This is a genomic window from Streptomyces gelaticus (genome assembly GCF_014649535.1).
In the GTDB taxonomy this organism is placed as follows: domain Bacteria; phylum Actinomycetota; class Actinomycetes; order Streptomycetales; family Streptomycetaceae; genus Streptomyces; species Streptomyces gelaticus.
Window position 1 is genome coordinate 1 of the sequence record NZ_BMTF01000021.1, and the last position, 23,655, is coordinate 23,655.

General features: G+C 70.8%; 15 protein-coding genes, 1 pseudogene and 1 riboswitch. Of the genes and pseudogenes, 7 read left to right on the forward strand and 9 right to left on the reverse strand.

Annotated features, from left to right (window positions below; translation table 11 throughout):
* From IE107_RS25695 to IE107_RS25705, 3 genes are all read left to right on the forward strand, one after another.
* On the forward strand, nucleotides 1–4,960 hold a 4,960-nt coding region (locus tag IE107_RS25695), incomplete at its 5' end, for a glycosyltransferase (RefSeq protein WP_268246616.1).
* A 287-nt stretch (nucleotides 4,961–5,247) separates the two neighbouring features.
* Complete coding sequence (locus IE107_RS25700; RefSeq protein ID WP_189546711.1) at nucleotides 5,248–5,445, forward strand: hypothetical protein; 198 nt, start codon at nucleotides 5,248–5,250, stop codon at nucleotides 5,443–5,445.
* 98 nt (nucleotides 5,446–5,543) lie between these two features.
* The gene (locus tag IE107_RS25705; protein WP_189546712.1) at nucleotides 5,544–7,232 is read left to right on the forward strand and encodes a hypothetical protein; all 1,689 of its coding nucleotides are present in this window, start codon (nucleotides 5,544–5,546) and stop codon (nucleotides 7,230–7,232) included.
* A gap of 328 nt (nucleotides 7,233–7,560) precedes the next feature.
* Here the strand turns inward: IE107_RS25705 and IE107_RS25710 are convergent, their stop codons facing one another.
* The 4 genes from IE107_RS25710 to IE107_RS25725 form a co-directional block, all read right to left on the reverse strand.
* Nucleotides 7,561–8,211 (reverse strand): thymidine kinase, encoded by a 651-nt coding sequence (locus IE107_RS25710; RefSeq protein ID WP_189546713.1) that lies wholly within the window; start codon nucleotides 8,209–8,211, stop codon nucleotides 7,561–7,563.
* A 59-nt stretch (nucleotides 8,212–8,270) separates the two neighbouring features.
* A complete protein-coding gene (locus tag IE107_RS25715; RefSeq protein WP_189546714.1) occupies nucleotides 8,271–9,458 on the reverse strand; it encodes an alkaline phosphatase family protein in 1,188 nt (395 codons plus the stop codon).
* Nucleotides 9,458–10,054, reverse strand: coding sequence for a DUF5998 family protein (locus IE107_RS25720; RefSeq protein ID WP_189546715.1), 597 nt, complete (start codon nucleotides 10,052–10,054; stop codon nucleotides 9,458–9,460). The genes IE107_RS25715 and IE107_RS25720 overlap by 1 nt, the downstream gene beginning before the upstream one ends.
* Nucleotides 10,055–10,140: 86 nt before the next feature.
* Nucleotides 10,141–13,014: a bifunctional acetate--CoA ligase family protein/GNAT family N-acetyltransferase gene (locus tag IE107_RS25725; protein ID WP_189546716.1), complete on the reverse strand. Its 2,874-nt coding sequence runs from the start codon at nucleotides 13,012–13,014 to the stop codon at nucleotides 10,141–10,143.
* Nucleotides 13,015–13,187: 173 nt separating this feature from the next.
* Here IE107_RS25725 and IE107_RS25730 point away from each other — a divergent pair, with 173 nt between their 5' ends.
* The gene (locus tag IE107_RS25730) at nucleotides 13,188–13,469 is read left to right on the forward strand and encodes an HPr family phosphocarrier protein (protein WP_189546717.1); all 282 of its coding nucleotides are present in this window, start codon (nucleotides 13,188–13,190) and stop codon (nucleotides 13,467–13,469) included.
* A 437-nt stretch (nucleotides 13,470–13,906) separates the two neighbouring features.
* Here IE107_RS25730 and IE107_RS25735 read toward each other — a convergent pair whose 3' ends face one another.
* Complete coding sequence (locus IE107_RS25735) at nucleotides 13,907–14,758, reverse strand: LysR family transcriptional regulator (RefSeq protein ID WP_229867246.1); 852 nt, start codon at nucleotides 14,756–14,758, stop codon at nucleotides 13,907–13,909.
* A gap of 81 nt (nucleotides 14,759–14,839) precedes the next feature.
* Between IE107_RS25735 and IE107_RS25740 the strand changes: the two genes are divergently transcribed.
* Together IE107_RS25740 and IE107_RS25745 are read left to right on the forward strand one after the other, a co-directional pair.
* Complete coding sequence (locus IE107_RS25740; RefSeq protein WP_189546718.1) at nucleotides 14,840–15,334, forward strand: cupin domain-containing protein; 495 nt, start codon at nucleotides 14,840–14,842, stop codon at nucleotides 15,332–15,334.
* Between the two features lie 166 nt (nucleotides 15,335–15,500).
* Nucleotides 15,501–15,664, forward strand: a pseudogene (locus IE107_RS25745) (IS30 family transposase); the annotation flags it as partial.
* 79 nt (nucleotides 15,665–15,743) lie between these two features.
* Here IE107_RS25745 and IE107_RS25750 read toward each other — a convergent pair.
* The 3 genes from IE107_RS25750 to IE107_RS25760 all read right to left on the reverse strand — a co-directional run bounded on the left by IE107_RS25750 (nucleotide 15,744) and on the right by IE107_RS25760 (nucleotide 19,777).
* Nucleotides 15,744–16,553 carry a M23 family metallopeptidase gene (locus tag IE107_RS25750; RefSeq protein WP_189546719.1) on the reverse strand — a complete coding sequence of 270 codons (810 nt, stop codon included), beginning with the start codon at nucleotides 16,551–16,553 and terminating at the stop codon, nucleotides 15,744–15,746.
* Between the two features lie 13 nt (nucleotides 16,554–16,566).
* A riboswitch (cyclic di-AMP (ydaO/yuaA leader) is annotated at nucleotides 16,567–16,733 on the reverse strand.
* A 252-nt stretch (nucleotides 16,734–16,985) separates the two neighbouring features.
* On the reverse strand, nucleotides 16,986–18,368 hold the full coding sequence (locus IE107_RS25755; protein WP_189546798.1) for a M16 family metallopeptidase: 1,383 nt from the start codon (nucleotides 18,366–18,368) through the stop codon (nucleotides 16,986–16,988).
* Nucleotides 18,369–18,394: 26 nt separating this feature from the next.
* On the reverse strand, nucleotides 18,395–19,777 hold the full coding sequence (locus IE107_RS25760; RefSeq protein ID WP_189546720.1) for a M16 family metallopeptidase: 1,383 nt from the start codon (nucleotides 19,775–19,777) through the stop codon (nucleotides 18,395–18,397).
* A gap of 269 nt (nucleotides 19,778–20,046) precedes the next feature.
* Here IE107_RS25760 and IE107_RS25765 point away from each other — a divergent pair, with 269 nt between their 5' ends.
* Nucleotides 20,047–22,497 carry a DNA gyrase/topoisomerase IV subunit A gene (locus tag IE107_RS25765; RefSeq protein ID WP_189546721.1) on the forward strand — a complete coding sequence of 817 codons (2,451 nt, stop codon included), beginning with the start codon at nucleotides 20,047–20,049 and terminating at the stop codon, nucleotides 22,495–22,497.
* Between the two features lie 30 nt (nucleotides 22,498–22,527).
* Here IE107_RS25765 and IE107_RS25770 read toward each other — a convergent pair whose 3' ends face one another.
* Entirely contained in the window at nucleotides 22,528–23,643 is a 1,116-nt protein-coding gene (locus IE107_RS25770) for a CobW family GTP-binding protein (protein WP_189546722.1), read from the reverse strand.
* Nucleotides 23,644–23,655 lie beyond the last annotated feature (12 nt).

Genomic DNA, 23,655 nt, shown 5'->3' on the forward strand with positions numbered 1-23,655 from the left:
CGGCAGGTCCGGTACCGACACAACACTGCTACCGAACAACGGCACACTGCTGAGCGGCCTCGACCCCGCACCACAACGGCAGGAACAAGCCAACGGGACACCAAAGGACGAACTCGTCGGCAACGACGGCCGGAAGATCTCCTTCACCCAGGCACGCCAGAACCTCCGCACGATCCGGGACGCCACGGGCGAGGTCATCGGATACGCCTCGCACAACGACCAGGACTGGGCCCCACGCAAGGACTTCTACACGAAGTACCGCGCCGACGAGGTCTTGTTCGCGCACTACCGGGCCACGGAGGAAGGGGGTGCCGTACTCGACACCGACAGCGACACGGACTCCCCGGCCAATGAGGTCCCCTGGCGGACCGGCGCACCGGCACAGGATGCGAAGGAGCCGGTCAGGCCGCTGTTCTTCGACGCGCACGGCACCGAGAACGGCATCGAACTCCATCTGGTGGGCGAAAGGCCGCTGGTCGTCGACGGTGCCCGGTTCGCGCGTTTCATGGAGACGCTCAGGGATCCGGCGCAGCCCCCGGCTCCGGTCGTACTGGTCGCGTGCGAGACGGCGCAGATCCGCAGTGGCGACGGCGGGAGCGTGGCGACGGACGCGGCACGTGCCATACCCGGACGTCTCTGGTACGCGCCCGACACCGAGGTCGGCCACGTCCGGCCGTCGAACGGCTCCGACGGCGCCAGAGGTGTGCTGGGTCTCCTCGCGGACCCCGCCGCCCAGCGCCGCGGTGCGTGGATCGTGGCGGGAGAGTCACTCGAAACCGGCCCTGCCGTCGTCCCGGCCCCGCACGGGGAACCGGTGCCGCACACCGCCACCTTCTCGGACATGATCTTCGAGGCCCTCAACTCCGCCTCGCGGAGCAGTGCGGAGCGGGTGATGTCCGACGACCTGGCGCAGAGCAGTCCGGAGGCCGAGCGGACTGAGCCCGCCCCACCGGCGCCCCACGAGGCCGACGGCCGGCCGGCCTCTCGCGCGCCGGAGATCGGCGACGTGGTGCCGTCGGAGCCCCCGTCGGGGGAGTCCTTCCACGCGGCCACGGAGATCGCCTTCGGGGAGGGTTCGAAGCGACCCGGGCAGGACCAGGTGGCCAAGATCGAGGACTTCTCGGCTTCGGTCGCCGCCGAATCGGTGCGCCGGGCCACCCACGACGAGAAGCCGCTCCGGGTTTACGTCGAAGGAGGCGGGAACGGCAGCAAGTGGCAGACGCTGCGCGGTATGCCGAGCAGAGCCGACTCCGGGCTGGAGCGTGCTCAGGCAGTGTGGAACGTGCTGCGCGGCCGATTGAACGAAGAAATCTCCCGGCTGTGGGGCGGAGAGCCGGATGCTCTGACCGCCACTTCCCTGCTCCAGGCTCCCCGGTCCCGGGGCCAGGGCGAGTCCGCCGCCCCGGTTCCCGGGACGCCCGTGGCGTCGCTGACCGCCGCGGAGGCTCGTGCGGCCCGTCGTGCGGTCCGGATCTGGGCGGTGGCCGACGGGCCCGCACGCGTACTGCGGTTGCTGGCGCACGACCGGACACAACTCGACGCCGACCGGCGCGAGGCGCTCATGGACTACGTCGACGAGTCCGTGAGGGGCGGCCAGGACGCCCGGGTCCGACTCCTGCTGCGCCGATTGGAACTTCAGAACCTTCACGTACTGCGCGGTGAGCTCGAATCGCGCTACGCGGAGCGGGTTGCCGAGATGGCGACGCCCGCCGGTGTGCTCACCCCGGTGCCCAAGGACATTCACTTCTTCTGGATGGGCGAGGAGCCGAGCGCGGGGGCGTTGAACAACCTTGAGGCGTGGGCGCGATCGGCCGGGGGCAGCTGGCAGCAGCACCTGTGGACCGACGCGACGTACGCCGAGTGGAGCGGACCGGTGCGCACGCGTCTTGAGCAGATCGTCACCGTCCACCAGGATTTGCTTGATTCCCTGCGGATGGCGGACCGGCCGCAAGTGCTGGAGGTCTACGAGACGGCTGTGGCGAACGGGGCATACAACCTGGCCTCCGACATCGCGCGCTACCTGATCCTTGAGCGGTTCGGCGGGGTCTACGCCGACGTGGACCTGCATCCGGGAACTGTGGATCTGTCCTCGATGGAAGAGATCACCATGCGTTCGGGTGATCTTCCCCTGCTCGCCCCGCGCGTGCGGGACATGGCCAGCGTCACCGACGCGCTGGCCAGGGCAGGGGTGGACGCTCCCGCCGACCGGAACGAGCAAGTGGATCTGGCGGCGCGGCTTCGGTGGGACGCGGGAGTCCTCGGCAACCACCTCATCGTCGCGCCCCGGGGATCGGAGTTCATCACCTCGCTCCTGGAGGCGATTCCCAAGAACTTCGCCGCTCTGCGCAAGCACATGGAGGTGTCCTCCGTGGATACGTCGCAGTTCCCCAAGGAGCTCAAGAACCTGGCGCCGCAGATCAGTGGCCCCGCCATGATCGAGGACCGGATCCCCGGTGGCGAAAAGTTCCCTCCGCTTCAGCGGTTCGCCATGCAGGCGGGTGCGGAGGGTGTTGCCGACTTCGATGGTTCCTCCTATCCGACATTCCAGCGGAAGGAGGCGATAGCGCTGTTCTCCCCCCGTGTGCTGGAGGCTTTCCGGGGAATCCACTGGGTCACCGCGGAAAGTGAGCGCCAGCTGGACGGACCGGTTGTCGAGCAGCCGGCGGCAGGTCCTTCGGTCAGCATGGCGCCGCCGCATGTTCCCGATAGCCCGTCAGATACGCAGGTGCCGAGTCGTCCAGCTCGCCAGGTGCCCTTTCCCGCCGACCCGTCGACCTGGGTGGAGCGTCGGAAGGAGGTGCCGTCGGGGCATATCGGGCGTCTGCATGTCGAGAGGTTCGACCCCGCCGTCGACGCCATGGGCCGCCACCGTGTTCCCGGCACGCTGGCCGGCTCGCAGACGCTGATGCGCGCCGAGGTCTCCCGCATCGAGGCCCACAACGGCACATGGGTGCGTGACCATGTCGTGACGCTCCCCGTCCGTCTGGCCGGCAGTGGCTTGTCGGAGCAGGATCTGGCCGGCCTTCGGGCAGGTGTCCAAGGCGCACTGGACGAGCACTTCAACGCAGTCGGCTACGCGCTTCCGCGCTCCGGTGATCAGTTCAATGTCGAGCTGCGACTGGTCCATGACGACGATCACCCCGAGCATGTGATCGTGAGCCGGTCCGACAACCCTGGTCGTTCCGACCAGCGGCACTGGAACCTCGGGCCGGCCACCGAGGACCACAGGTACCTGCCGGTGATGATCCACGAGGTCTTGCACTACCTGGGCCTGCCCGACGAGTACCGGGACCGGGACTTCCTCTTCCGCCGGAACGCGGACAGCATGGCCGTCCACACCGATGGCTTGATGGCCGACACCGCGCGCCTGGCGCCGCTGCCGGAGCGCTATCTGGCCGCCATCGAGGACACCGTCGACCGCAGCACCGTCGTCCACGACCACCCCCTCACCGCCCGGGGCGAGAACCCCGCGATCCAGCGCAACCAGCGCCCCACCACCGACCCGACCCTTGACCGCTGGCCCACCTCACGCTCACCCGGTACCCCCGCTGACGCTCCGACGACGGCAACGCCGGGCGCGCTCCCGACCGATAGCCGCGGGGTCGGGGACAGCGAGATCATCGACAGTTGGCGGGCTCTGTCGACGCTGCCGCGGGCGCGGCGCTCCAACGCTCTGCGGCGCATCGATACGACTGTCCACGAGTGGGCGAACGGCGGCCGGCAGCTGCCTGGTGCCCATGACATCAACCAGCGTCAGCTGAATGCCATCCTCGATGCCGTGGAGGCGTGGAAGTCGGGCAAGAACGGCCCCAGCGACCGTGCCGAGGCGGTCGACCGCCTCACCGCGCACGTCCGGTCCGAGCGGGACCATCTGCACCAGCGCATCGCCGAGCGCGCGCACCAGGCACAACTTCTCGACCGGTACGCCCGTATCCATCCTGATGTGAGCGACTTCGCGAGCCGACGGTCGCCGGATCGGGTCGACCCGGCGAACAACACCGCGCACGACATCTTCACTGGCGACCGCACCCACCACGGCGCCTTGTCGGACGATGCGCTCGATGCTGCCGATGAGCTCTCGCGCCAGCAGTTGGCGGCCAAGCGGGACCAGGCGGCGGCTGGTGGGGTGTCCGTCGAGGCGGGTGTGTCCGCCGATCGTGTAAGGGAGTTGATGGACAGCGCCCGCAACGACCTGACCCGCTCCACGCTCTACCCGGAACTCAACTCCTATCTCGACCGGGCCAACCAGGCCGAGGCGCTCGACACCGGCTCCCACCTCGGGAACCTGACCCCGGTGGTCGAGGACATCCACGGCACACAGGTCACTGTCCACGGGGACCCCACGGACAGCCTCCGCGACGCTCGGATCGACAACTTCCGCAAGGCCGTGATCACAGTGCAGGAGGCCGGCTTCCACGTTCCCGATGTCGAACTGCACCTGCCCAAGTACGGCCGGTTCCTGGAAGTCCACAACGACCATGTCGCCGAGCGGAGCGGGGGCCGGCTACAGCGCGCCGAGTACCTCGCACCCAACGCGGTGATCGCCTCGCCCGATGTCGTCGGCAATCCGTTGACCAACAAGCTCGCCGGCGATCGGTACCGCTATCTCTCGACCGAGCTCGACCCCTCCGGCGTCGGCACGATGGTGCATGAACTGGGCCACTTCCTGCACTACGCCAACGCCCGGCCCCAGTACCACGATCTGGCCTTCACTCAGTTCGCCGGCCGCAGCGGGCAGGGCGGCGACGCCGTACCCCATCAGGCTCTCGCCCTTGGGGTGAGCGCCTACGCCGCCGGCAACCCCCGTGAGTTCGTGGCGGAGGTCTTCACCGGGCTGGTGTACGGGAAGCCGTTCTCGCCCGAGGTCATGCGGATGTACCACGGGCTCGGGGGCCCGGAACCAACTCCGCGGACGGACGTCCGGTCTGCTTCGGCCGGGTCTACGGAGGGCTCCAGGTGATGTGTGACCCCGGCGGCGTACGCCGGGCCACGCGTCACCGGCGGGGATCAGCAGTGGCGACGGCGGGAGCCGGCGACGGACGCGGCACATGCCGTACCCGGACGTCTCCGGTACCCGCCCGCCACCGAGGCCGGCCACGCCGGACCGTCGGACGGCTCCGAGTGCGTCACGGGTGTGCCGAGTCTGCTCGCGGACCCCGTCGCCCAGCGCCGCGGTGCGTGGATCGTGGCGGGGGAGCCACTCGGAGGTCACCGGACAGCATCGAAATGCTCGATACCCTGGAGGCCGTGAAGTTGTCGGGCCCGGCTTCCTCGGGGCCGTCCCCCCTGCTCCAGGTACTCGATGTCCACCTGCGTGATGGGTCCGGGGTGATGAACCACGTACGCGGCGGGTTCCCGCAGTTCCAGCGCCAGGGCAGCCACTTGCACGACGCCACGGACCGGCTGACGGCCGAAAACGAGAACCGGGGTTACGAGCAGACGTGACATCCCGTCACATCGCCCGGCAGGGGCGGGCACCGAGTGCTCTCATCAGCAAACGAAGAGGATGAAGAGAACCAATGACAGGGAAAGAGGGGCGACCTGTGAAGCGAGAGCGGACCAGCGAGGAGAGTGAGTCCGGCAACGGCCGGAGCGGGGCCTCGGGCGGAACGGCTCCGGACAGTTCGCAGGGGGCGGTTCCCGGGAGCATAGGCGCCCCGTCCGCGCCCTCGTCCCGCACGGTGACAGAGGGCGGGGGCACTTCGGTCACCGGCGGCAAGGACGGCGGCGCGCGGACACCGACCTCGTCGAAGTCCGGCCCGGAGGAGACCGGGGAACCCGAGGCCGAGGCCCCGGCGGTGGTGCACGCGGCCGGGGTCTCCATCGGCAGGACCGCGTCCGAGACCGGGGAACACCCGGGCGGTGAGGACTCGGCGGTTGCCCAGGAAGAGGCGGCGCCGACGGCCGGAACGACCGCGGTGGTGGCCACCACCGCCACCACCACTGCTGCGGGCACTGCCTCCGCGGCCTCGTCGGGCGTCGCGGAGAGCACCGCCGGGAGGACGACCGGGGCGAGCACGTCGTCGTCCGCCACCGCCGCCGCCGAACCGACGCCCGCAGGGGGGCGCTCCGCTTCGGAGGAGGCAGTTTCCGAGGAGACCGCTTCCGGGAGGACCGCCCCGGAGCCGGTTGCCGCTGCCACGACGGCCGGCTCCACCGCGGCGGCCGTCGCGGCCGGGAGGGCCACCACCACGGCCGCCGTCTCCGCTGCGGCTTCGTCCAGCCCTCCCGGCGATGCCGCGGCGGGCGAGGGCGGTGCCCCGGAGCGCCCCGGCCGGGTGTCGCGCCCGATGGTGGTCGCGGCCGCCTTCGCCGGTGCGCTGCTCCTCGCGACCCCGTTCGTCGTGGCGGGCGCCCAGAAGGACGAGGCCAAGCCCGGGAACACCGAAGCGGCGGCGGCATGGAAGGAGGACGGTCGGGCCGGTGGCTACGTACCGGGCACCGACCCCGACAGCCCCGAGGGCAAACGGGCCGTCGGCGGCGACAAGCCGGGTGGTGGCCCGGCCCGGGGTGACAAGGGCCCCGTCGGTGACGTACGCGCGGACACCGGGGACGGACGGAAGCCCGCGGACGGGTCGGCCGAGGAGGCGGCCAAGGGCGGCAAGGGCACCACGGGCTCGGCCGACAGGACGGCGAAGAGCGGTTCCGGCGACAAGGCCCCAGCCGGCGCGGGCTCGGACACTCCCACCAAGGCCCCCTCGGCCGGTTCGGCGCCCAAGTCGGCACCCGCCGTGGTGTACAGCGGCGTGTCGGGACCGGAGTGCCCCACCCAGCGCTTCCAGAAGTCGGGGTACTACAGCGACGGCAAGGAGGGCTGGGCCACCCACAGCGGCGGCTTCGGCGGGTACGGCTGCGCGGGGAAGTACCTTTCCATGCCGATGTCCGGCAGTTCCTCCAAGGACTCGGGCGGATCGGCGACCTGGCTGTTCGACCTGCCCGCCACCGCCAGGAAGTGCAGCATCTCCGTCCATGTGCCCGGGAGTTCCGACATCGCGCGGGTCGGTGGCAACCCGAGCTACTACACCGTGTACGACCGCTTCCTGCCCAGGACCAGCAACCTGGTCGGCTCCTACTACGTCCGCCAGCAGGAGCGTCGCGGCACCTGGTACAACGTGCCGGGCACCTTCTCCGTCGACGCCCAGAAGCTCTCCGTGCGACTGCACGACCGGGGCGAGGACAACAACTACGAGCACCACGCGATCTCCGCGCTGAAGGTGACCTGCACCGGCTGAGAAACCGGCTCGGACACACAGGAAATCCGGCTGCGTCGCCGGGCGGCGGCCGGCCGCCCGCGCCCCGCGCACCGTACGGACGCGGCAGGCGCCCGTCCCCCGGAGGCTGCACCTCCGGGGGATCAGGGCGCCTGCCGCACCCCTGCTGCCTTGGTGCCACGGGCTCGCCCGGCCGTGTTCAGCCTCCGCCGCATTCCGCCGCGCTCCTGTTCGGCACGGTGTCCGGTCCGGCGGCGTTGCGGTCGCCCACCTCCGGCACCGGCAGCGCACCGGTCGCAGTGCGGACAGCGGTGGGCAGGCGGTGACCGGCGCGTTCGGTCGGCAGCCGTCAGTCGGAGGTCACCGGCAGGACGTCAGGCGAGAGCGCGCCGGCGCGGACCGAACCGCTTGTCATACGGCGACGATGGTGACGTCGGCACAACACCTCGTAGCCGACCTCCGTAGCGGGACTGCTCACGTCACCGACCACGACCTGCTCACCCTCGACCACCATCTCGCCACCCACCGTGCGGGCATTGTGCGTGGCACGCGCCCCGCACCAGCACATCGCCTCCACCTGGAGCGTCTCCACGCGGTCCGCCAGTTCGATCAGCCGCCGCGAGCCGGGGAAGAGCTCCGTGCGGAAGTCAGTGGTGATCCCGAAGGAGAAGACATCCAGGCCCAGGTCATCCACGACCCGCGCCAACTGATCGATCTGCACCGGCTCCAGGAACTGCGCCTCGTCCACGATCAGGTAGTCGACCCTGCCGCCCTGCGACACCCGGTCGACGACATAGGCATACAGATCCATGCCCGCCACCGCCTCGACCGCCTCGGTGACCAGCCCGAGCCGTGAAGAGAGCTTCCCCTCCCCCGCGCGGTCGTCCCGAGTGAAGTTCAGGCCCTGCAGCCCCCTTGCCGACCGGTTGTGCGCAATTTGCAGCGCCAGCGTGCTCTTTCCGCAGTCCATCGTTCCGGAGAAGAACGCAAGCTCGGGCATGAGGGGCTGAGCACCTTTCGGGCGGCAGGAGAAGCGGTGACCGGTGGGGGAAAAAGCGGTTACGAGCGTACTTCGAGGAGCGGGACGAACTGCTCGGCGGGGGTCATCGAGCCGTGCATGCCGACCATCGCGGACTCGTGCGGTTCATTGACGGAGGCGGTGATCACCACGTCGTCGTGGGCCGCCGCGACGACGTCGCCGATCCGGCCGTGCACACGCCCGTCGATCTTCGGGCCGAACCAGCCGGCCGCGATCGCCTCGTCCCTGCTCGCCACCCAGAACTGCTCGCCGAGCACTTCCTGCCAGACGGCCAGCACATCGTTCTCGGCTCCCGGGACGGCGTACACATGACGGGCCCGGCCCTCGCCGCCGAGCAGGGCCACGCCCGCGCGCAGTTCCCAGTCCTCGTCGAAATCGATCCGGGACTGCTCGTCGAACGGGATGTCGATCATGCCGTGGTCGGCGGTGACGTACAGCGCCGAGCGGGGCGGGAGCTGCTCGGCCAGGCGTTGGGCCAGACCGTCCACGTACATCAGTTGTCCGCGCCAGGCGTCGGAGTCGACGCCGAAGCGATGGCCCTTGCCGTCGACCTCGCTGTAGTACGTGTAGACGAGCGACCGGTCGCCCGCGGCAAGCCGCTCGGCGGCGGTGTCCATCCGCTCCTCGCCGGACAGCCGGCCCAGGAACGAGCCGCCGCTGAGCGCGACCTTGGTGAGCGGGGTCTGCTCGAAGGCGGGGGCGGAGACCTGGGCGGTGCGCACGCCCGCGGCATCGGCGAGCTTGAAGACGGGGGGGTACGGCTGCCAGGCCTTCGGGGAGGTCCAGGGCTTCCAGCGGAGCTGGTTCATCAGCTCGCCGGTCTCCGGATTGCGTGCCGTGTAGCCGGGCAGGCCGTGCTCCCCGGGCGGGAGCCCGGTGCCGACCGAGGCCAGCGAGGTGGCCGTGGTGGCCGGGAAACCCGCCGATATCGGACGGCCGGTGCCGCCGCGCGAGGTGGGGAGCAGGGAGTGCAGAAACGGTGCCTCGTCGGGGTGGGCCTTGATCTGCTCCCAGCCCAGGCCGTCGATCAGGAACACGCAGTTCCGGTCGGCGGGGGTGAGTTCGGGGATCGCCGCGGTGAAGCCGGGCACGCCCTGTCCGGCGACGAGCGTGGGCAGCAGATCGCAGAGCGAGCCGCTGCCGTACTCCGGGACCGGGGCGCTGTCGACGGCGAGCGGATCGGGCTCCTGCCAGGCCGGCTGCGCCATCAGCGGCCGGTCGCTGCGATCGCGGCCGTGGCCTCGGAGAGCGACTGGGCGAAGGCGAGGGTCTGGCGCACGGTGTCCGGGCCGTCGCCGGCCTCGCTGACCCGCAGGCTCAGGTCGTCGGCGGTGGAGTTGCCGGTGTAGCCGTGGTCGGCCTCGCAGTTGGGGTCGCCGCAGGCGGCCGGCTCCAGGTCGATCCGGGAGACCGCGCCCCAGCCGATGGTGAGGACGACCTCGCGGGGCAGCGTGCCCGGCACGTACTTCTCGGGGTTGGCCACGACCCGGCTGACCACGACCGAGGAGATCCGGTCGAGCTTGACCGACTCCGTGGAGGTGGTGGCGTACGGGGACGGGGAGCTGGTGTCGGCGTTCTGCTCGTCGGTGTGGCTGACGATGAAACGGTTGTCCGTCAGGACCAGGACCGTGACATGGCGGCGCACCTCGTTGGAGTCGAACGTGGTCTCCTGGTGCACCAGGTACGAAGCGACCGGCTCACCGCCCACGGCGGCCTCCACCGCCTCGGCCACGAGGGCCGGGTAGTAGCCACTGCGCTCGATCGCCGCGCGCAGCCCCTGGGTCGTCGTACCGGTCTTTGCCATGAGCACCATCCTACGGGGGCCGGATGACTGCCGGGGACGTCGTGCGGCAGGGCGGACCGGGCCGCTCGGACGTGACACCGCCCGGGTCAGTAGTTGGGCAGGCGGCGGGGGCCGAGGTCGGTGCGGGGCGGGGGCGGCGAGAGGCGGACGCTCGCGCCGAGCACGGTCAGCCCCTGGGTGGCGACCACGACGGGTTCCAGAGCGATGGAGACCACCTCGGGGTGGTCGTCGACCAGCCGGGAGACCCGCAGCAGCAGCTCTTCGAGGGACGCGGTGTCCACGGGCGCCGCACCGCGCCAGCCGAACAGCACCGGGGCCGCCCGGATGGACCGGATCAGCTCCGCGGCGTCGCGGTCGGTGGCCGGGACGAGGCGGTGGGCGGTGTCGCCGAGGAGCTCGGAGGGCGCGCCCGCGAGCCCGAAGGACAGGACGGCGCCCGCCGCCGGGTCGATCGTGGCCCGTACGACGGTGTCGACGCCGCGCGGTGCCATGGCCTGGACGACGGGCCGGAGCTCGGCGGGCTTGCCGAGCAGGTCGGTCAGTTCGCCGTACGCCCGGCGCAGCGCGGTCTCGTTGGCGAGGTCCAGCCGGACACCGCCGAGGTCGGCCCGGTGGCGCAGGTGCGGCGCGGTGGTCTTCAGCGCCACGGGATAGCCGAGCCGGGCCGCGGCGGCGACGGCGGTGTCCGGGTCGGGTGCCGGGAGCGTCGGCCGTACGGTGATGCCGTAGCGGCCCAGGAGTTCGCGTGCCTCTTCGTGGGCGAGCGGCCGGCCCCGCGGGTCGGGTTCGGGGCCGAGGAGGGTGTCGATGAGCTCGGCGGCACCCGATGCGTCGATGGTGTCGTCGAGGAACTCGGGCACCTTGCCGGGCACGGCGCCCTGACGTCGCCACTGGGCGTACCGCACCGCTTCGGCCAGGGCGCGCACCGCCCGTTCGGCGGCGGGGTAGGCGGGGATCCGGCCGGTGCGGGTGCCGGGGGCGCCGTCGCGCGCGGGGGGAGCCGCGGGCGCCGGGACGGGGCCGGCCGGGACGGCGGGGGCGACGGGCTCGGCCGGGGTCGGCTGCGCCGGGGGGCGCGGCTGGGTGACCGTGCTGGTGGCCGCGGCCAGGGCCTCCGCCAGCCCGCCGATCTCGACATGGACGACGGCGACCGGCTTGGCCGGGCCTGCGGCGGCGGCCGTGTGCAGCGCGGCAGCGAGCACCTCTCCGTCGCCCGCCTCCGCCTCGCCGTCCTCGCCGACCCACGGGATGGCCGTCACGACCACCGAGTCGCAGCCGTCGTCGGCGAGGGCCTCGGCCAGGGCGTTCCTGAAGTCCTGCGGGGTGGCGGCGGTGGTGAGGTCCAGGGGCGGGCGCGGGCGCAGCCCCTCGGCGAGGCAGGCGTCGTACGTGAGGAGGCCGAGCGATTCGGAGTTGCCGAGGATCGCGACCCGGGGGCCGGCCGGCAGCGGCTGGTCGGCGAGCAGGAGGCCCGCGTCGACCATCTCCGTCACGGTGTCGACGCGGATCACGCCCGCCTGCCGCATGAGCGCCGAGACCGTCGCGTCCGGGATCCGGCTGATCGGTACCGCGTGGCCGGGCGGGGTGGAGCCGCTGTGCCGGGCGCCCTTCACCACGACGACCGGCTTGACCGCCGCGGTGCGCCGCGCGAGGCGGGTGAACTTGCGGGGGTTGCCGAGTGATTCGAGGTACAGCAGGGCGACGTCGGTGTCGGGGTCCTCGTACCAGTACTGGAGGAAGTCGTTGCCCGAGATGTCGGCACGGTTGCCCGCGGAGATGAAGGTGGAAAGACCCGCGCCGCGCCGGTAGAGCCCGGAGAGCAGCGCGATGCCGATCGCCCCGGACTGGGTGAACAGGCCGATGCGCCCGGGAGCGGGCGGCTCGGGGGCGAGCGAGGCGTTCAGCCGAACCGTTTCCGCGTTGTTGATCAGGCCGAAGGCGTTCGGGCCGATGATCCGCATTCCGTACGAGCGGGCCTGGCGGACCAGTTCACGCTGCCGCTCCCGGCCCTCGGCGCCCCATTCGGCGTATCCGGCGGAGAGGACGACCAGGCCCTGGACGCCGTGTTCGCCGCAGTCCGCGACGGCTTCCGGAACCCGGTCGGCGGGGACGGCGACGACCGCGAGATCGACCGGTTCGCCGATCTCGCCGATCGAGCGGTGGGCGGGGACGCCGTCGACCGTGGCCCGGTCGGCGGCGAAGGCGCGGTTCACGGCGTACGTACGGCCGGTGAAGCCGGCGCCGAGGAGGTTGCGCAGGACCGTGCGGCCGACGCCGCCGGGGGTCCGGCCGACACCGATGACGGCGACGGAGCCGGGGGCCAGCAGGCGTTGCACGGACCGCGCCTCCGCCCGCTGCTCCCGGCCGCGCTGGACGGCGAGGGACTCGGCGGTCGGTTCGAGGTCCAGGGTGAGGTGGACGGAGCCGTCCTCGAAGCTGCGCTGCTGGGTGTACCCGGCGTCCCGGAACACCTTGATCATCTTGGTGTTGGCGGGCAGCACCTCGGCGGCGAAGCGGCGGATCCCGCGCTCACGGGCGACGGCCGCGATGTGTTCGAGGAGCGCCGAGGCCACGCCGCGGCCCTGGTGCGCGTCCTGGACGAGGAAGGCGACCTCGGCCTCGTCGGCGGGTGCGGAGGCGGGCCTGCCGCGCTCGTCGATGCGGTCGTAGCGGACGGTCGCGATGAACTCGCCGCCGACCGTGACGGCGAGTCCCACCCGGTCGACGTAGTCGTGGTGGGTGAAGCGGTGCACGTCCCGGTCGGACAGCCTGGGGTACGGAGCGAAGAACCGGTAGTACTTCGATTCGTCGGAGACCTGCTCGTAGAAGCTGACCAGCCGTTCGGCGTCGTCCGTGGTGATGGGCCTGATCCGCGCGGTACCTCCGTCGCGGAGGACCACGTCCGCTTCCCAGTGGTCGGGATAGGCGTGATGCGGACTCTGCTCCGGGGCGGGCTGCATGGGCAAAGACTACGACTCGGCCTGCGGTCGCGTACGTCTCGGGCCCGGGGCAGTCTGAGAGGGCCGATCGGCGGCACCCCCGGGCATCGCGGGCGCTCCCGGGGTCGGCCGGAGCGCTGCGCGCCGCGTGAGAGACTGGTCTAGACAACTTTGGATTCATGAGAGGCAGAACCATGGCTGAGCGCCGCGTCAACATCGGTTGGGCCGAGGGCCTGCACGCCCGCCCCGCTTCCATCTTCGTCCGTGCCGCCACGGCTTCCGGCATCCCGATGACGATCTCCAAGGCCGACGGCAACCCGGTGAACGCCGCCTCCATACTCGCGGTCCTCGGTCTCGGCGCACAGGGCGGCGAGGAGATCGTGCTCGCCTCCGAGGCCGACGACTCCGAAGCCGCCCTGGACCGTCTGGCCAAACTGGTCGCCGAGGGGCTCGAGGAGCTTCCGGAGACCGTCTGAAACATCTTTCCCGAAAGAGCCGCGGAACCCTGAACCGGATCCGCGGCTCTTTCTCGTCCCGGAATTGGGGCGTCCGGGGAGAACCCGAAATTTCCGGCGCCCGAACGAGCGGAATCTCTGCATTCCTGCCCGAGGCGGACCTGAATGGTCCCCGCGAATCACACATCTCGTTTTACGGCGTCATCGTTGATTCCGTACACCTGCACTGATTACGGGATGTGGTTCTGGCCCAACTTCTGCGGTGCCACCCCGCCTGCACTCGTGCTCGTTCCGGCCCGCTGACCTGCAGTTTCCGCACGCTTACCGAGCCGACGCAGCGATCGGCAGGCCGTCATCGCGGAAGTTTCACCAGAACCCGGGAAGGGGCAGCAGATGTTCACCACGAGGCTGCGGCGTTCGAATCGTTCACGAACTACGGCAGCATCGGTTGCCAGCGCTCAGCGACGGTACGCGGCTGTCGCGATCTCGATGAATGATCGGACCAGAGGGTTGGTGTCACCTTCGTTCCACACCGCTACCACTCGGCTCGGCGTCATGCCGGTCAGCGGCACCACGGCCAAATCCGCGGGCAGGTCGTGTCCGAGCGGGGACAGGCCGACCGTGCCGTTCCACAGCACGGCCTGCAGGCATTCCTGGACTGCGCGCACCACGGGGCCCTCGCGCGGCCTGCCACCGTTCCAGTACGACTGCCAGATGGGGTCGGTGCCCCGAGGGAACTGGAACCAGCGGCGGTCGCTCAGCTCGGCCAGCCGCAGCCGGTCGCAGCGGGCCAGCGGATCGTCGGCGCGCAGGACCACACCGACCGGATCGGTTCGCAGCGCACGCACCGTCAGGGTGGTCTCGTCGAACGGCGCCCGGGTGAGGGCGACGTCGACCAGTCCGGCGCGCAGCCCGCACGTCGGGTCGGTCAGATCGGTGTCGCGGATGCGGATGTCGATGCCGGGGTGGCGTCGTCGGTAGGCTGCGGCCAGCCTGGATACCCCGGGGTCGGTGCCGTCGCCCAGGATGCCGACGGTGAGGGTCGCGACGCCGGCCGCCGCGCTCACGCGTACGCGGACGCGGTCGGCATGGTCGAGTAGGGCCCGCGCCTCGTCGAGCAGCACCGTGCCCACCGGAGTGAGCGTGACGCCGGTGGGCGAGCGGGCGAAGAGCAGGGCCCCGATGTCGGCCTCCAACTGCTTGATCGCCCGGCTCAGCGGCGGCTGACTCATGTGGAGTCGGGTGGCGGCCCGGCCGAAGTGGAGTTCTTCGGCGACCGCCACGAAGTAGCGCAAGGTCCGTAGTTCCACGCTGCAACGATACTCACGAGGTATCGCTGCTGCGGGATGGGTCTTGGACACTGGCAGGACCCCGGCGGTGCACTGGTGAGCATGACCGAAGAAGCGAAAAACAGCGAGCCGCAAGCCGACCCCGCGGTATCAGTGGTGAGTCCCGGCGACGGCGAGACGATCGTTCTGGGCACCACGCGCATGCGCGTCCTGGAGGACGGCAGCCACACCGGGCACCGCCTCGCGATCGCCGAGTCCATCCTCGCCCCGCACACCCAGGGACCGCCGCAGCACCACCACGCCCAACACGACAAGAGCTTCTACGTCCTCTCCGGCACCGTTCGGTTCACCGTCGGGGACAAGGACCACGACGCCACCACGGGCACGCTCGTGATGGTTCCGCCAGGCACCCCGCACACCTTCGCCAACCTGACCGACCAGCCCGCCGTCATGCTCAGCACATTCACCCCCGACCTGTACGTGCAGTACTTCCGAGACCTCCAGGAAGTACTCGCCGACGGTCGGCGGCTGACGCCCCAGGCCAACACTGACGCGATGAGCCGCTACGCAACCGAGCCCTCCGCCGACCTCGCCTGAAGCCGATGGGACGGAACGGCCCAGCCACCCTTCTTGTGACCGGTGCGGCCGTGGCGCTGCCGCCGTTCCCGTCCGCCTCCTCGGACGACGAACCGGGCCTTCTCCAGGGCTTCCTTGGCAATCGACGGGGCCCCGGCGAACCGGTGGCCCATGAACGGGAACGATGAACATCAACGGACTCCTGCGCCAGTACTTCCCCAAGGCGCCGACCTGAGCCTCCACAGTCCAGAAGACCTCTAACACGTCGCCCAGGAACTCAACGGCCGCCCACGCAAGACGCTCGGCCGGGCTACCCCGGCCGAGCGTCAACGTGATCTACTCACCACCTGAAACCAGGCGGTGTTGCAACGACCACTGGAACCCAAGCCGGTGCCGGGGCCTTCGGCGGTGCGCTGCGACGGGGCGTCGGTCAGACGTTGACACCGTGGGCGCGCAGGTAGGCGACCGGGTCCATGTCGGAGCCGTACGACGGCGTCGTGCGGGCCTCGAAGTGGAGGTGCGGCCCGGTGGAGTTGCCGGTCGAGCCGGAGAGACCGATCTGCTGGCCCGCACCGACGCTCTGGCCGACAAAGACGCCGATCGAGGAGAGGTGGCCGTACTGCGTGTACGTGCCGTCCGTCATCCGGAGCACGATGTTGTTGCCGTACGCGCCGCCCCAGCCGGCCTCGACGACCGTACCGGCGCCGACGGCGACGACGGAGCTGCCGGACGCGGCGTGGAAGTCGATGCCGGAGTGTCTGCCGGAGGACCAGAGCGAGCCGCTGGACTTGTATCCGGTGGAGACGTACGAACCGGCGACCGGGAGCCGGAAGGAGCCCAGCCGGGTCCGCTCGGCGGACCGAGCGGCGCGCGCCTTCTCGGCGCGGGCCTCGGCAGCCCGCTTCGCGTCCGCCTCCGCCTTGGCCTTTGCCTTTGCCTTCTTCTCGGCCTCGGCCTTCCGCCGGGCCTCCGCCTTCGCCTTCGCCGCCGCGTCGGCCTGGTGCTGCTGCGCGTCGGCCTGGGCGTCGATCCGGTCGGCGAGGGTCTCGTCGATGGCGATGACCTGGCCGAGGCCGGTGTCGCTCACGGAGGGGGTCCCGGAGTCCGCGGCGAGGGCGGGAGCGGCCAGGCCGCCGATGACGCCGGTGGTGGCCAGAGCCGCGACGCCGACGGCCTTCGCGCTCCCGCGCTTCAGTCGGCTCGGGGCACGGTGCTTCCCGGTGGCACGGGTGAACGCCATGAAGTGGCTGGTCCTTTCCTTCCTTCTCGCCTACCGGGTTAGCTGACGGGTTCGGAGCAGGAAGGTCTCCTACGGACACCCCGGCCCCATCGAGGCTCAGGCATCCGATTCACCCCAGGGACTGCGTGGGTCCCCGGCTCCCCGGGCTCGCGCCGGACGGGGACTCGGCGATGACTGTCCGGTACGTCGCGGATGCGGCATACGAGTGACGGACAGCCGAGCCGACGCTAAGCGGGGCCACTTTCATTCACCAAACGGACAGGCCGTTTTGTAGCGCATCCCACAGGGCAGACGGGCAACCTCTCCACCAGAACGGACAAAAGGGAAGACCCCTGCGAGATCCCGCTCACAGAGGCCTTCTCTTTGTGCTGATGTGTTGCGATATACGCGATCGGCACCGTTCGGCCTGCGCCGGCCGGACGGTGCCGATCGTCAGCCGGTGACCACCGACACCTCTCCGATGCCCAGAGCCCGGACGGGCTCCTCGATCCGTGCCGCGTCGCCGACGAGGATCGTGACCAGCCGGTCCCCCGGGAAGGCGTTGACGACCGCCGCGGTCGCCTCGACCGTGCCGGTCTCCGCGAGCCGGGCGTACAGCTGCGCCTGGTAGTCGTCGGGGAGGTGCTGCTCGACCTGGTCGGCGAGGGTGCCCGCGACGGAGGCCGCCGTCTCGAACTTCAGCGGTGCGACACCCACGAGGTTCTGGACCGCTGTCTCACGCTCCTCGTCGGTCAGCCCCTCGGCCGCCAGCGTCCGCAGAACCGTCCACAGGTCCTTGAGCGCGGGCTCGGTGGACTCCGTGTCGACCGAGCCGCTGATGGCCAGCATCGCGGCGCCGGTCGCGCCGGAGGCGGAGTCCGGGGCCGACGACCGCAGCACCTGGGCGAAGGCCCGCACGCCGTAGGTGTAGCCCTTCTCCTCGCGCAGCACCCGGTCGAGACGGGAGGTAAGCGTGCCGCCCAGGCAGTACGTGCCGAGCACCTGGGCCGGCCACACGCTGTCGTGGCGGTCGGCACCGATCCGGCCGATCAGCAGCTGCGTCTGCACCGCTCCCGGACGGTCGACGATCACCACACGGCCGGTGTCGTCAGCCGTGATGGGCGGCGCGGGACGGCGCTCGACGGCCTCTCCGGACCAGTCGCCGAGGGTGTCGGCGAGCAGCGCGTCCAGGTCGATCCCGGTGAGGTCACCGACGACCACGGCGGTCGCCGCGGACGGCCGGACGTGGGCGTCGAAGAAGGCGCGCACGGCCGCGGCGTCGATCCGCTCCACCGTCTCCTCGGTGCCCTGGCGCGGACGCGACATCCGCGATGCGGCCGGGAAGAGCTCCTTTGAGAGCTGCTTGGCCGCGCGGCGCGCCGGGTTGGCCTGCTCGTGCGGGATCTCGTCGAGCCGGTTGCGCACCAGCCGCTCGATCTCGCTGTCGGCGAAGGCGGGCGCCCGCAGCGCCTCGGCGACCAGCGCGAGCGCCTTGGCCAGCCGGGAGGCCGGGACCTCCAGGGAGACCCGGACGCCGGGGTGGTCGGCGTGCGCGTCGAGGGTGGCGCCGCAGCGCTCCAGCTCGGCGGCGAACTCCTCCGCGGTGTGCTTGTCGGTGCCCTCGGACAGCGCCCGCGACATGATCGTGGCCACGCCGTCGAGGCCCTCGGGCTCGGCGTCCAGCGGGGCGTCGAGGAAGATCTCGACCGCCACGACCTGCTGGCCGGGGCGGTGGCAGCGCAGCACCGTGAGGCCGTTGGGCAGGGCGCCGCGCTCCGGCGCGGGGAAGGCCCAGGGCCGGGCGACGCCGGGGGCCGGCTGCGGGTGGTACTGCATCGAAACTCCAGTCGCGGCAGCGTCGGTCACTTGCCCGCTCCTTCGTGCGCGTCGGTGTCGTCGGCATCGGTCCCGTCGGTGTCCGCGGCGTCCGCGGGCTCGGCCGATTCGACCGGCTCGTAGACCAGCACCGCCCGGTTGTCGGGCCGCAGCTGGGCCTTGGCAACCGCCTGGACCTCCTCCGCGGTGACATCGAGCACCCGCTGCACAGCGGTCAGGGCGAGCTGCGGGTCACCGAACAGCACGGCGAACCGGCACAGTTCGTCGGCGCGCCCGGCCACCGTACCGAGCCGGTCCAGCCACTCGCGCTCCAACTGGGCCTGGGCGCGCTCCATTTCCTCGGGCGTGGGCCCCTCGGCGGCGAACCGGGCGAGCTCCTCGTCGACCGCGGCCTCGATCTGCGGCACCTCGACGCCTCCGGACGTCTTGACGTCCAGCCAGCCGAGCGAGGGCGCGCCGGCCAGCCGCAGCAGCCCGAACCCGGCCGCCACGGCCGTACGGTCACGGCGGACCAGGCGGTTGTGCAGCCGCGACGACTCGCCGCCGCCGAGCACGGTCAGCGCGAGGTCGGCCGCGTCGCACTCGCGGGTGCCGTCGTACGGCAGCCGGTACGCGGCCATCAGCGCCCGCGCCGGAACCTCCTCGTGCACCTCCTCGCGCAGCTGCTCGCCGATGATCTCGGGGAGCGAGCCGTCGCGCGGCGGCTGCTTGCCGTCGTGGGAGGGGATGGAGCCGAAGTACTTCTCGATCCAGGCGAGCGTCTGCTCGGGGTCGATGTCGCCCACGACGGAGAGCACCGCGTTGTTGGGCGCGTAGTACGTACGGAAGAAGGTGCGGGCGTCTTCCAGGGTCGCGGCGTCCAAGTCGGCCATCGAGCCGATCGGGGTGTGGTGGTACGGGTGGCCCTCAGGGTAGGCCAGTGCCGTCAGCTTCTCGAACGCCGTGCCGTAGGGGACGTTGTCGTAGCGCTGGCGGCGCTCGTTCTTGACGACGTCGCGCTGGTTCTCCATCGACTCCTCGTCGAGCGCGACGAGCAGCGACCCCATGCGGTCGGCCTCCAGCCACAGGGCCAGCTCCAGCTGGTGCGTCGGCATGGTCTCGAAGTAGTTGGTGCGCTCGAAGCTGGTGGTTCCGTTGAGCGAACCTCCGGCTCCCTGCACCAGCTCGAAGTGGCCGTTCCCCTTGACCTGGCCGGACCCCTGGAACATCAGGTGCTCGAAGAGGTGAGCCAGTCCGGTGCGCCCCTCGACCTCGTGGCGCGAACCGACGTCGTACCAGAGGCAGACCGCGGCGACCGGGGTCAGATGGTCCTCGGAGAGCACCACGCGCAGGCCGTTGGCCAGGCGGTGCTCGGTCGCTGTCAAGCCGCCGGAGCCGGCCTGAGCGGTGGCCGTGTGACCCATGGGCATGTACGTCCCTTCGATCGCGATACTGGATTTCCTGCGAGACCTGCCACCTTAAGCAAGCGCACGGACACCTGGCGAAGTTCCCGTACCGCGGAAGTTCGCGTGAAAGAGGGGCGCATCCGCCGCACGACGGGCGGAAAAGCGCCCCGGCGAGGGCCGGGAACACCCCTTGGGACGGGTCGAGGTCGGCGATGTCAGTGCGGCGGTCCACAATGGTCCGCGTCAGAACCTGAGGTTGCCCGAACAGAATCCGTGAAGGAGTCGCAGCCGCGATGGCCCGCCGCAGCACGAAGACCCCGCCGCCGGACGACTTCGAGGAGAAGATCCTCGACATCGACGTCGTCGACGAAATGCAGGGCTCCTTCCTCGAGTACGCATACTCGGTGATCTACTCGCGGGCCCTGCCCGACGCCCGTGACGGCATGAAGCCGGTGCACCGCCGCATCGTGTACCAGATGAACGAGATGGGCCTGCGCCCCGACCGCGGCTTCGTGAAGTGCGCCCGCGTCGTCGGCGAGGTCATGGGCAAGTTGCACCCGCACGGGGACGCGTCGATCTACGACGCGCTGGTCCGTCTGGCGCAGCCGTTCTCGATGCGGCTCCCCCTGGTCGACGGCCACGGCAACTTCGGCTCGCTCGGAAACGACGACCCGCCGGCCGCCATGCGGTACACCGAGTGCCGGATGGCCGACGCGACGTCACTGATGACGGAGTCGATCGACGAGGACACCGTCACTTTCCAGTCGAATTACGACGGCCAGGAGATGGAACCGTCCGTTCTCCCCGCCGCGTACCCGAACCTCCTGGTCAACGGCTCGTCCGGGATCGCGGTCGGCATGGCGACCAACATGCCGCCGCACAATCTGGGCGAGGTCGTCGCCGCGGCCCGCCACCTGATCAAGCACCCGGGCGCGGACCTGGAGACCCTGATGCGCTTCGTGCCGGGTCCCGATCTGCCCACCGGCGGCCGGATCGTGGGCCTGGGCGGCATCAAGGACGCGTACGCCCGCGGCCGCGGCACGTTCAAGATCCGCGCGACCGTATCGGTGGAGAATGTGACGGCCCGCCGCAAGGGACTGGTCGTCACCGAACTGCCCTTCGCCGTCGGACCGGAGAAGGTGATCTCCAAGATCAAGGACCTGGTCTCGGCGAAGAAGCTCCAGGGCATCGCGGACGTGAAGGACCTGACCGACCGCGAACACGGCCTGCGTCTGGTCATCGAGGTGAAGAACGGCTTCGTGCCGGAAGCCGTCCTGGAGCAGCTCTACAGGCTGACGCCGATGGAGGAGTCCTTCGGCATCAACAATGTGGCTCTGGTCGACGGGCAGCCGCTCACGCTGGGCCTCAAGGAGCTCCTGGAGGTCTACCTCGACCACCGCTTCGAGGTGGTGCGCCGGCGCAGCGAGTTCCGCCGGGGCAAGCGCCGCGACCGGCTGCACCTGGTCGAGGGCCTGCTCGTCGCGCTGATCGACATCGATGAGGTCATCCGGATCATCCGGTCCAGTGACAATTCGTCGCAGGCGAAGGAGCGGCTCGTCGAGCACTTCTCGCTGAGCGAGATCCAGACGCAGTACATCCTGGACACCCCGCTGCGCCGGCTGACCCGCTTCGACCGGATCGAGCTGGAGAGCGAGCAGGACCGGCTCAACGCCGAGATCGACGAGCTGACCAAGATCCTGGAATCGGACGCCGAGCTGCGCAAGCTCGTCTCCTCCGAACTCGCGGCGGTCGCCAAGAAGTTCGGCACCGACCGGCGTACGGTGCTGCTGGAGTCGGCCGGTTCGCAGGTGGCCTCGGTGCCGCTGGAGGTCGCGGACGACCCGTGCCGGGTGCTGCTGTCCTCGACCGGTCTGCTGGCCCGTACCGCCAATGACGAGCCGATCGTCCTCGCGGAGGACGCCAAGCGTTCCAAGCACGATGTGATCGTGTCGGCCGTGCCGGCGACGGCCCGCGGCGACGTGGGCGTCGTGACGTCGGCGGGGCGGCTGCTGCGGCTCTCGGTGATCGATCTGCCCCAGCTGCCGGACACCCACGCGGCGCCCAATCTGTCGGGCGGGGCGATGGTCGCCGAGTTCCTCACGCTGGAGAGCGACGAGTCCGTCGTCTGCCTCACCACGCTCGACGAGGCCTCCCCCGGCCTGGCGATCGGCACCCTTCAGGGGGTCGTCAAGCGCGTGGTGCCGGACTACCCGGCCAACAAGGACGAGCTGGAGGTCATCACCCTCAAGGACGGTGACCGGATCGTCGGCGCCGCCGAGCTGCGGACCGGCGAGGAGGATCTGGTCTTCATCACCTCCGACGCCCAGCTGCTGCGCTACCCGGCGGCCCAGGTGCGGCCGCAGGGCCGGCCCGCCGGTGGCATGGCGGGGATCAAGCTCACGGCGGACGCCGAGGTGATCTCGTTCACCACGGTGGACCCGGCGGCGGACGCGGTGGTGTTCACGGTCGCGGGCTCGCACGGCACGCTCGACGACTCGGTGATGACGTGCAAGCTCACCCCGTTCGACCAGTACCCGCGCAAGGGCCGGGCCACCGGTGGGGTGCGTTGCCAGCGGTTCCTCAAGGGCGAGGACGTCCTGGTGTTCGGCTGGGCGGGTGCGACGCCCGCCCGCGCCGCGCAGCAGAACGGCACGCCGAGTGAGCTGCCCGAGCCGGACCCGCGGCGCGACGGCTCGGGGACGCCCCTGGCCAAACCGGTCGCGGTGGTCGCCGGCCCGGTGTAGCGGGCCGACCGGTCGGCGCGTGGCGCAGCGCTACGCGTCGTCGCCGGGCCGTTGTACGTACCGCAGGACGCCCCACATGCTTCGCTCGTGTGCGGCGTCCTGTGGCGTGTCCGGGCCCGGCGCGGTGCTCTCGCGGCAGTCGGCCAGCTCCTTGTGCAGGACCTGCGGGGCGATGCCCGAGCCGATCAGCACCAGCTGGGTCCGGCGCGCTTCGCCGCGCTTCCAGGGCTGCGGATCGAACCGCAGGAACCTGCCGACCGCGTGCAGGGCGTACTTGTTGGCCCGGTCGCCCGTGCCGAAGTCGACGAACCCCTTGATCCGGTAGAGGCCCTGCGGCCGGGAGTCGAGGAACTCCATCAGACGGCGGGGGTTCATGGGGACGTCCGCGGTGAAGGACACGCTGTCGTACGCGGCGTGGAGGTGGTGGGCGTGCCCGGCGTCGCCCTCTTCCTCTTCCCGCTCCGCCAGGAGCAGGTCCTCGAAGGTGAGCTGACGGGCCTTCTCCTCGCTGTCCGGCCGCAGTGCCGGGTCGAAGAGCAGCTCGGGGTCGACGCGTCCGTACGTGGCACCGATGACGGCCGGCGCGCCGCCGACGGATGCGCCCGCCGCGGCGACGGCGTCCCGGATGCGGGTCTGCTCCTCGCTCCCGACCCGGTCGGTCTTGTTCAGCACGACGAGGTCGGCGACGGCGAGATGGCGGTCGATCTCCGGATGCCGCTCCCGGGTTGCGTCGAACTCGGCGGCATCGACGACCTCCACCAGTCCCCCGTACACGATGTGCGGATTGTCGCTGGCCAGGAGCATGCGGACGAGTTCCTGCGGTTCGGCCAGTCCGCTGGCCTCGATGACGATCACGTCGAGGCGGGCGGCGGGCCCGGTGAGCGTCTCCAGGAAGGTGTCGAGTTCGCTCGCGTCGACCGCGCAGCACAGGCAGCCGTTGCCCAGCGAGACCGTGGACCCGACCTGTCCCGAGACCGTCATGGCGTCGATCTCGATGGCACCGAAGTCGTTGACGATCACGCCGATCCGGTTTCCGGCACGGTTGCGCAGGAGGTGGTTGAGCAGTGTCGTCTTGCCCGATCCCAGGAACCCCGCAAGGACGATGACCGGGATCTGCTGCTTGCGGGGCGGCGACGACGGATTCAACGGAGACCTCTC

Coding starts and splice junctions, on each gene's coding strand:
- IE107_RS25710 (WP_189546713.1), bottom strand. CDS start 8,211: ATGCCCGAGCTTGCGTTCTTCTCCGGAACGATGGACTGCGGAAAGAGC.
- IE107_RS25715 (WP_189546714.1), bottom strand. CDS start 9,458: ATGGCGCAGCCGGCCTGGCAGGAGCCCGATCCGCTCGCCGTCGACAGC.
- IE107_RS25720 (WP_189546715.1), bottom strand. CDS start 10,054: ATGGCAAAGACCGGTACGACGACCCAGGGGCTGCGCGCGGCGATCGAG.
- IE107_RS25725 (WP_189546716.1), bottom strand. CDS start 13,014: ATGCAGCCCGCCCCGGAGCAGAGTCCGCATCACGCCTATCCCGACCAC.
- IE107_RS25730 (WP_189546717.1), top strand. CDS start 13,188: ATGGCTGAGCGCCGCGTCAACATCGGTTGGGCCGAGGGCCTGCACGCC.
- IE107_RS25740 (WP_189546718.1), top strand. CDS start 14,840: ATGACCGAAGAAGCGAAAAACAGCGAGCCGCAAGCCGACCCCGCGGTA.
- IE107_RS25750 (WP_189546719.1), bottom strand. CDS start 16,553: ATGGCGTTCACCCGTGCCACCGGGAAGCACCGTGCCCCGAGCCGACTG.
- IE107_RS25755 (WP_189546798.1), bottom strand. CDS start 18,368: ATGCAGTACCACCCGCAGCCGGCCCCCGGCGTCGCCCGGCCCTGGGCC.
- IE107_RS25760 (WP_189546720.1), bottom strand. CDS start 19,777: ATGCCCATGGGTCACACGGCCACCGCTCAGGCCGGCTCCGGCGGCTTG.
- IE107_RS25765 (WP_189546721.1), top strand. CDS start 20,047: ATGGCCCGCCGCAGCACGAAGACCCCGCCGCCGGACGACTTCGAGGAG.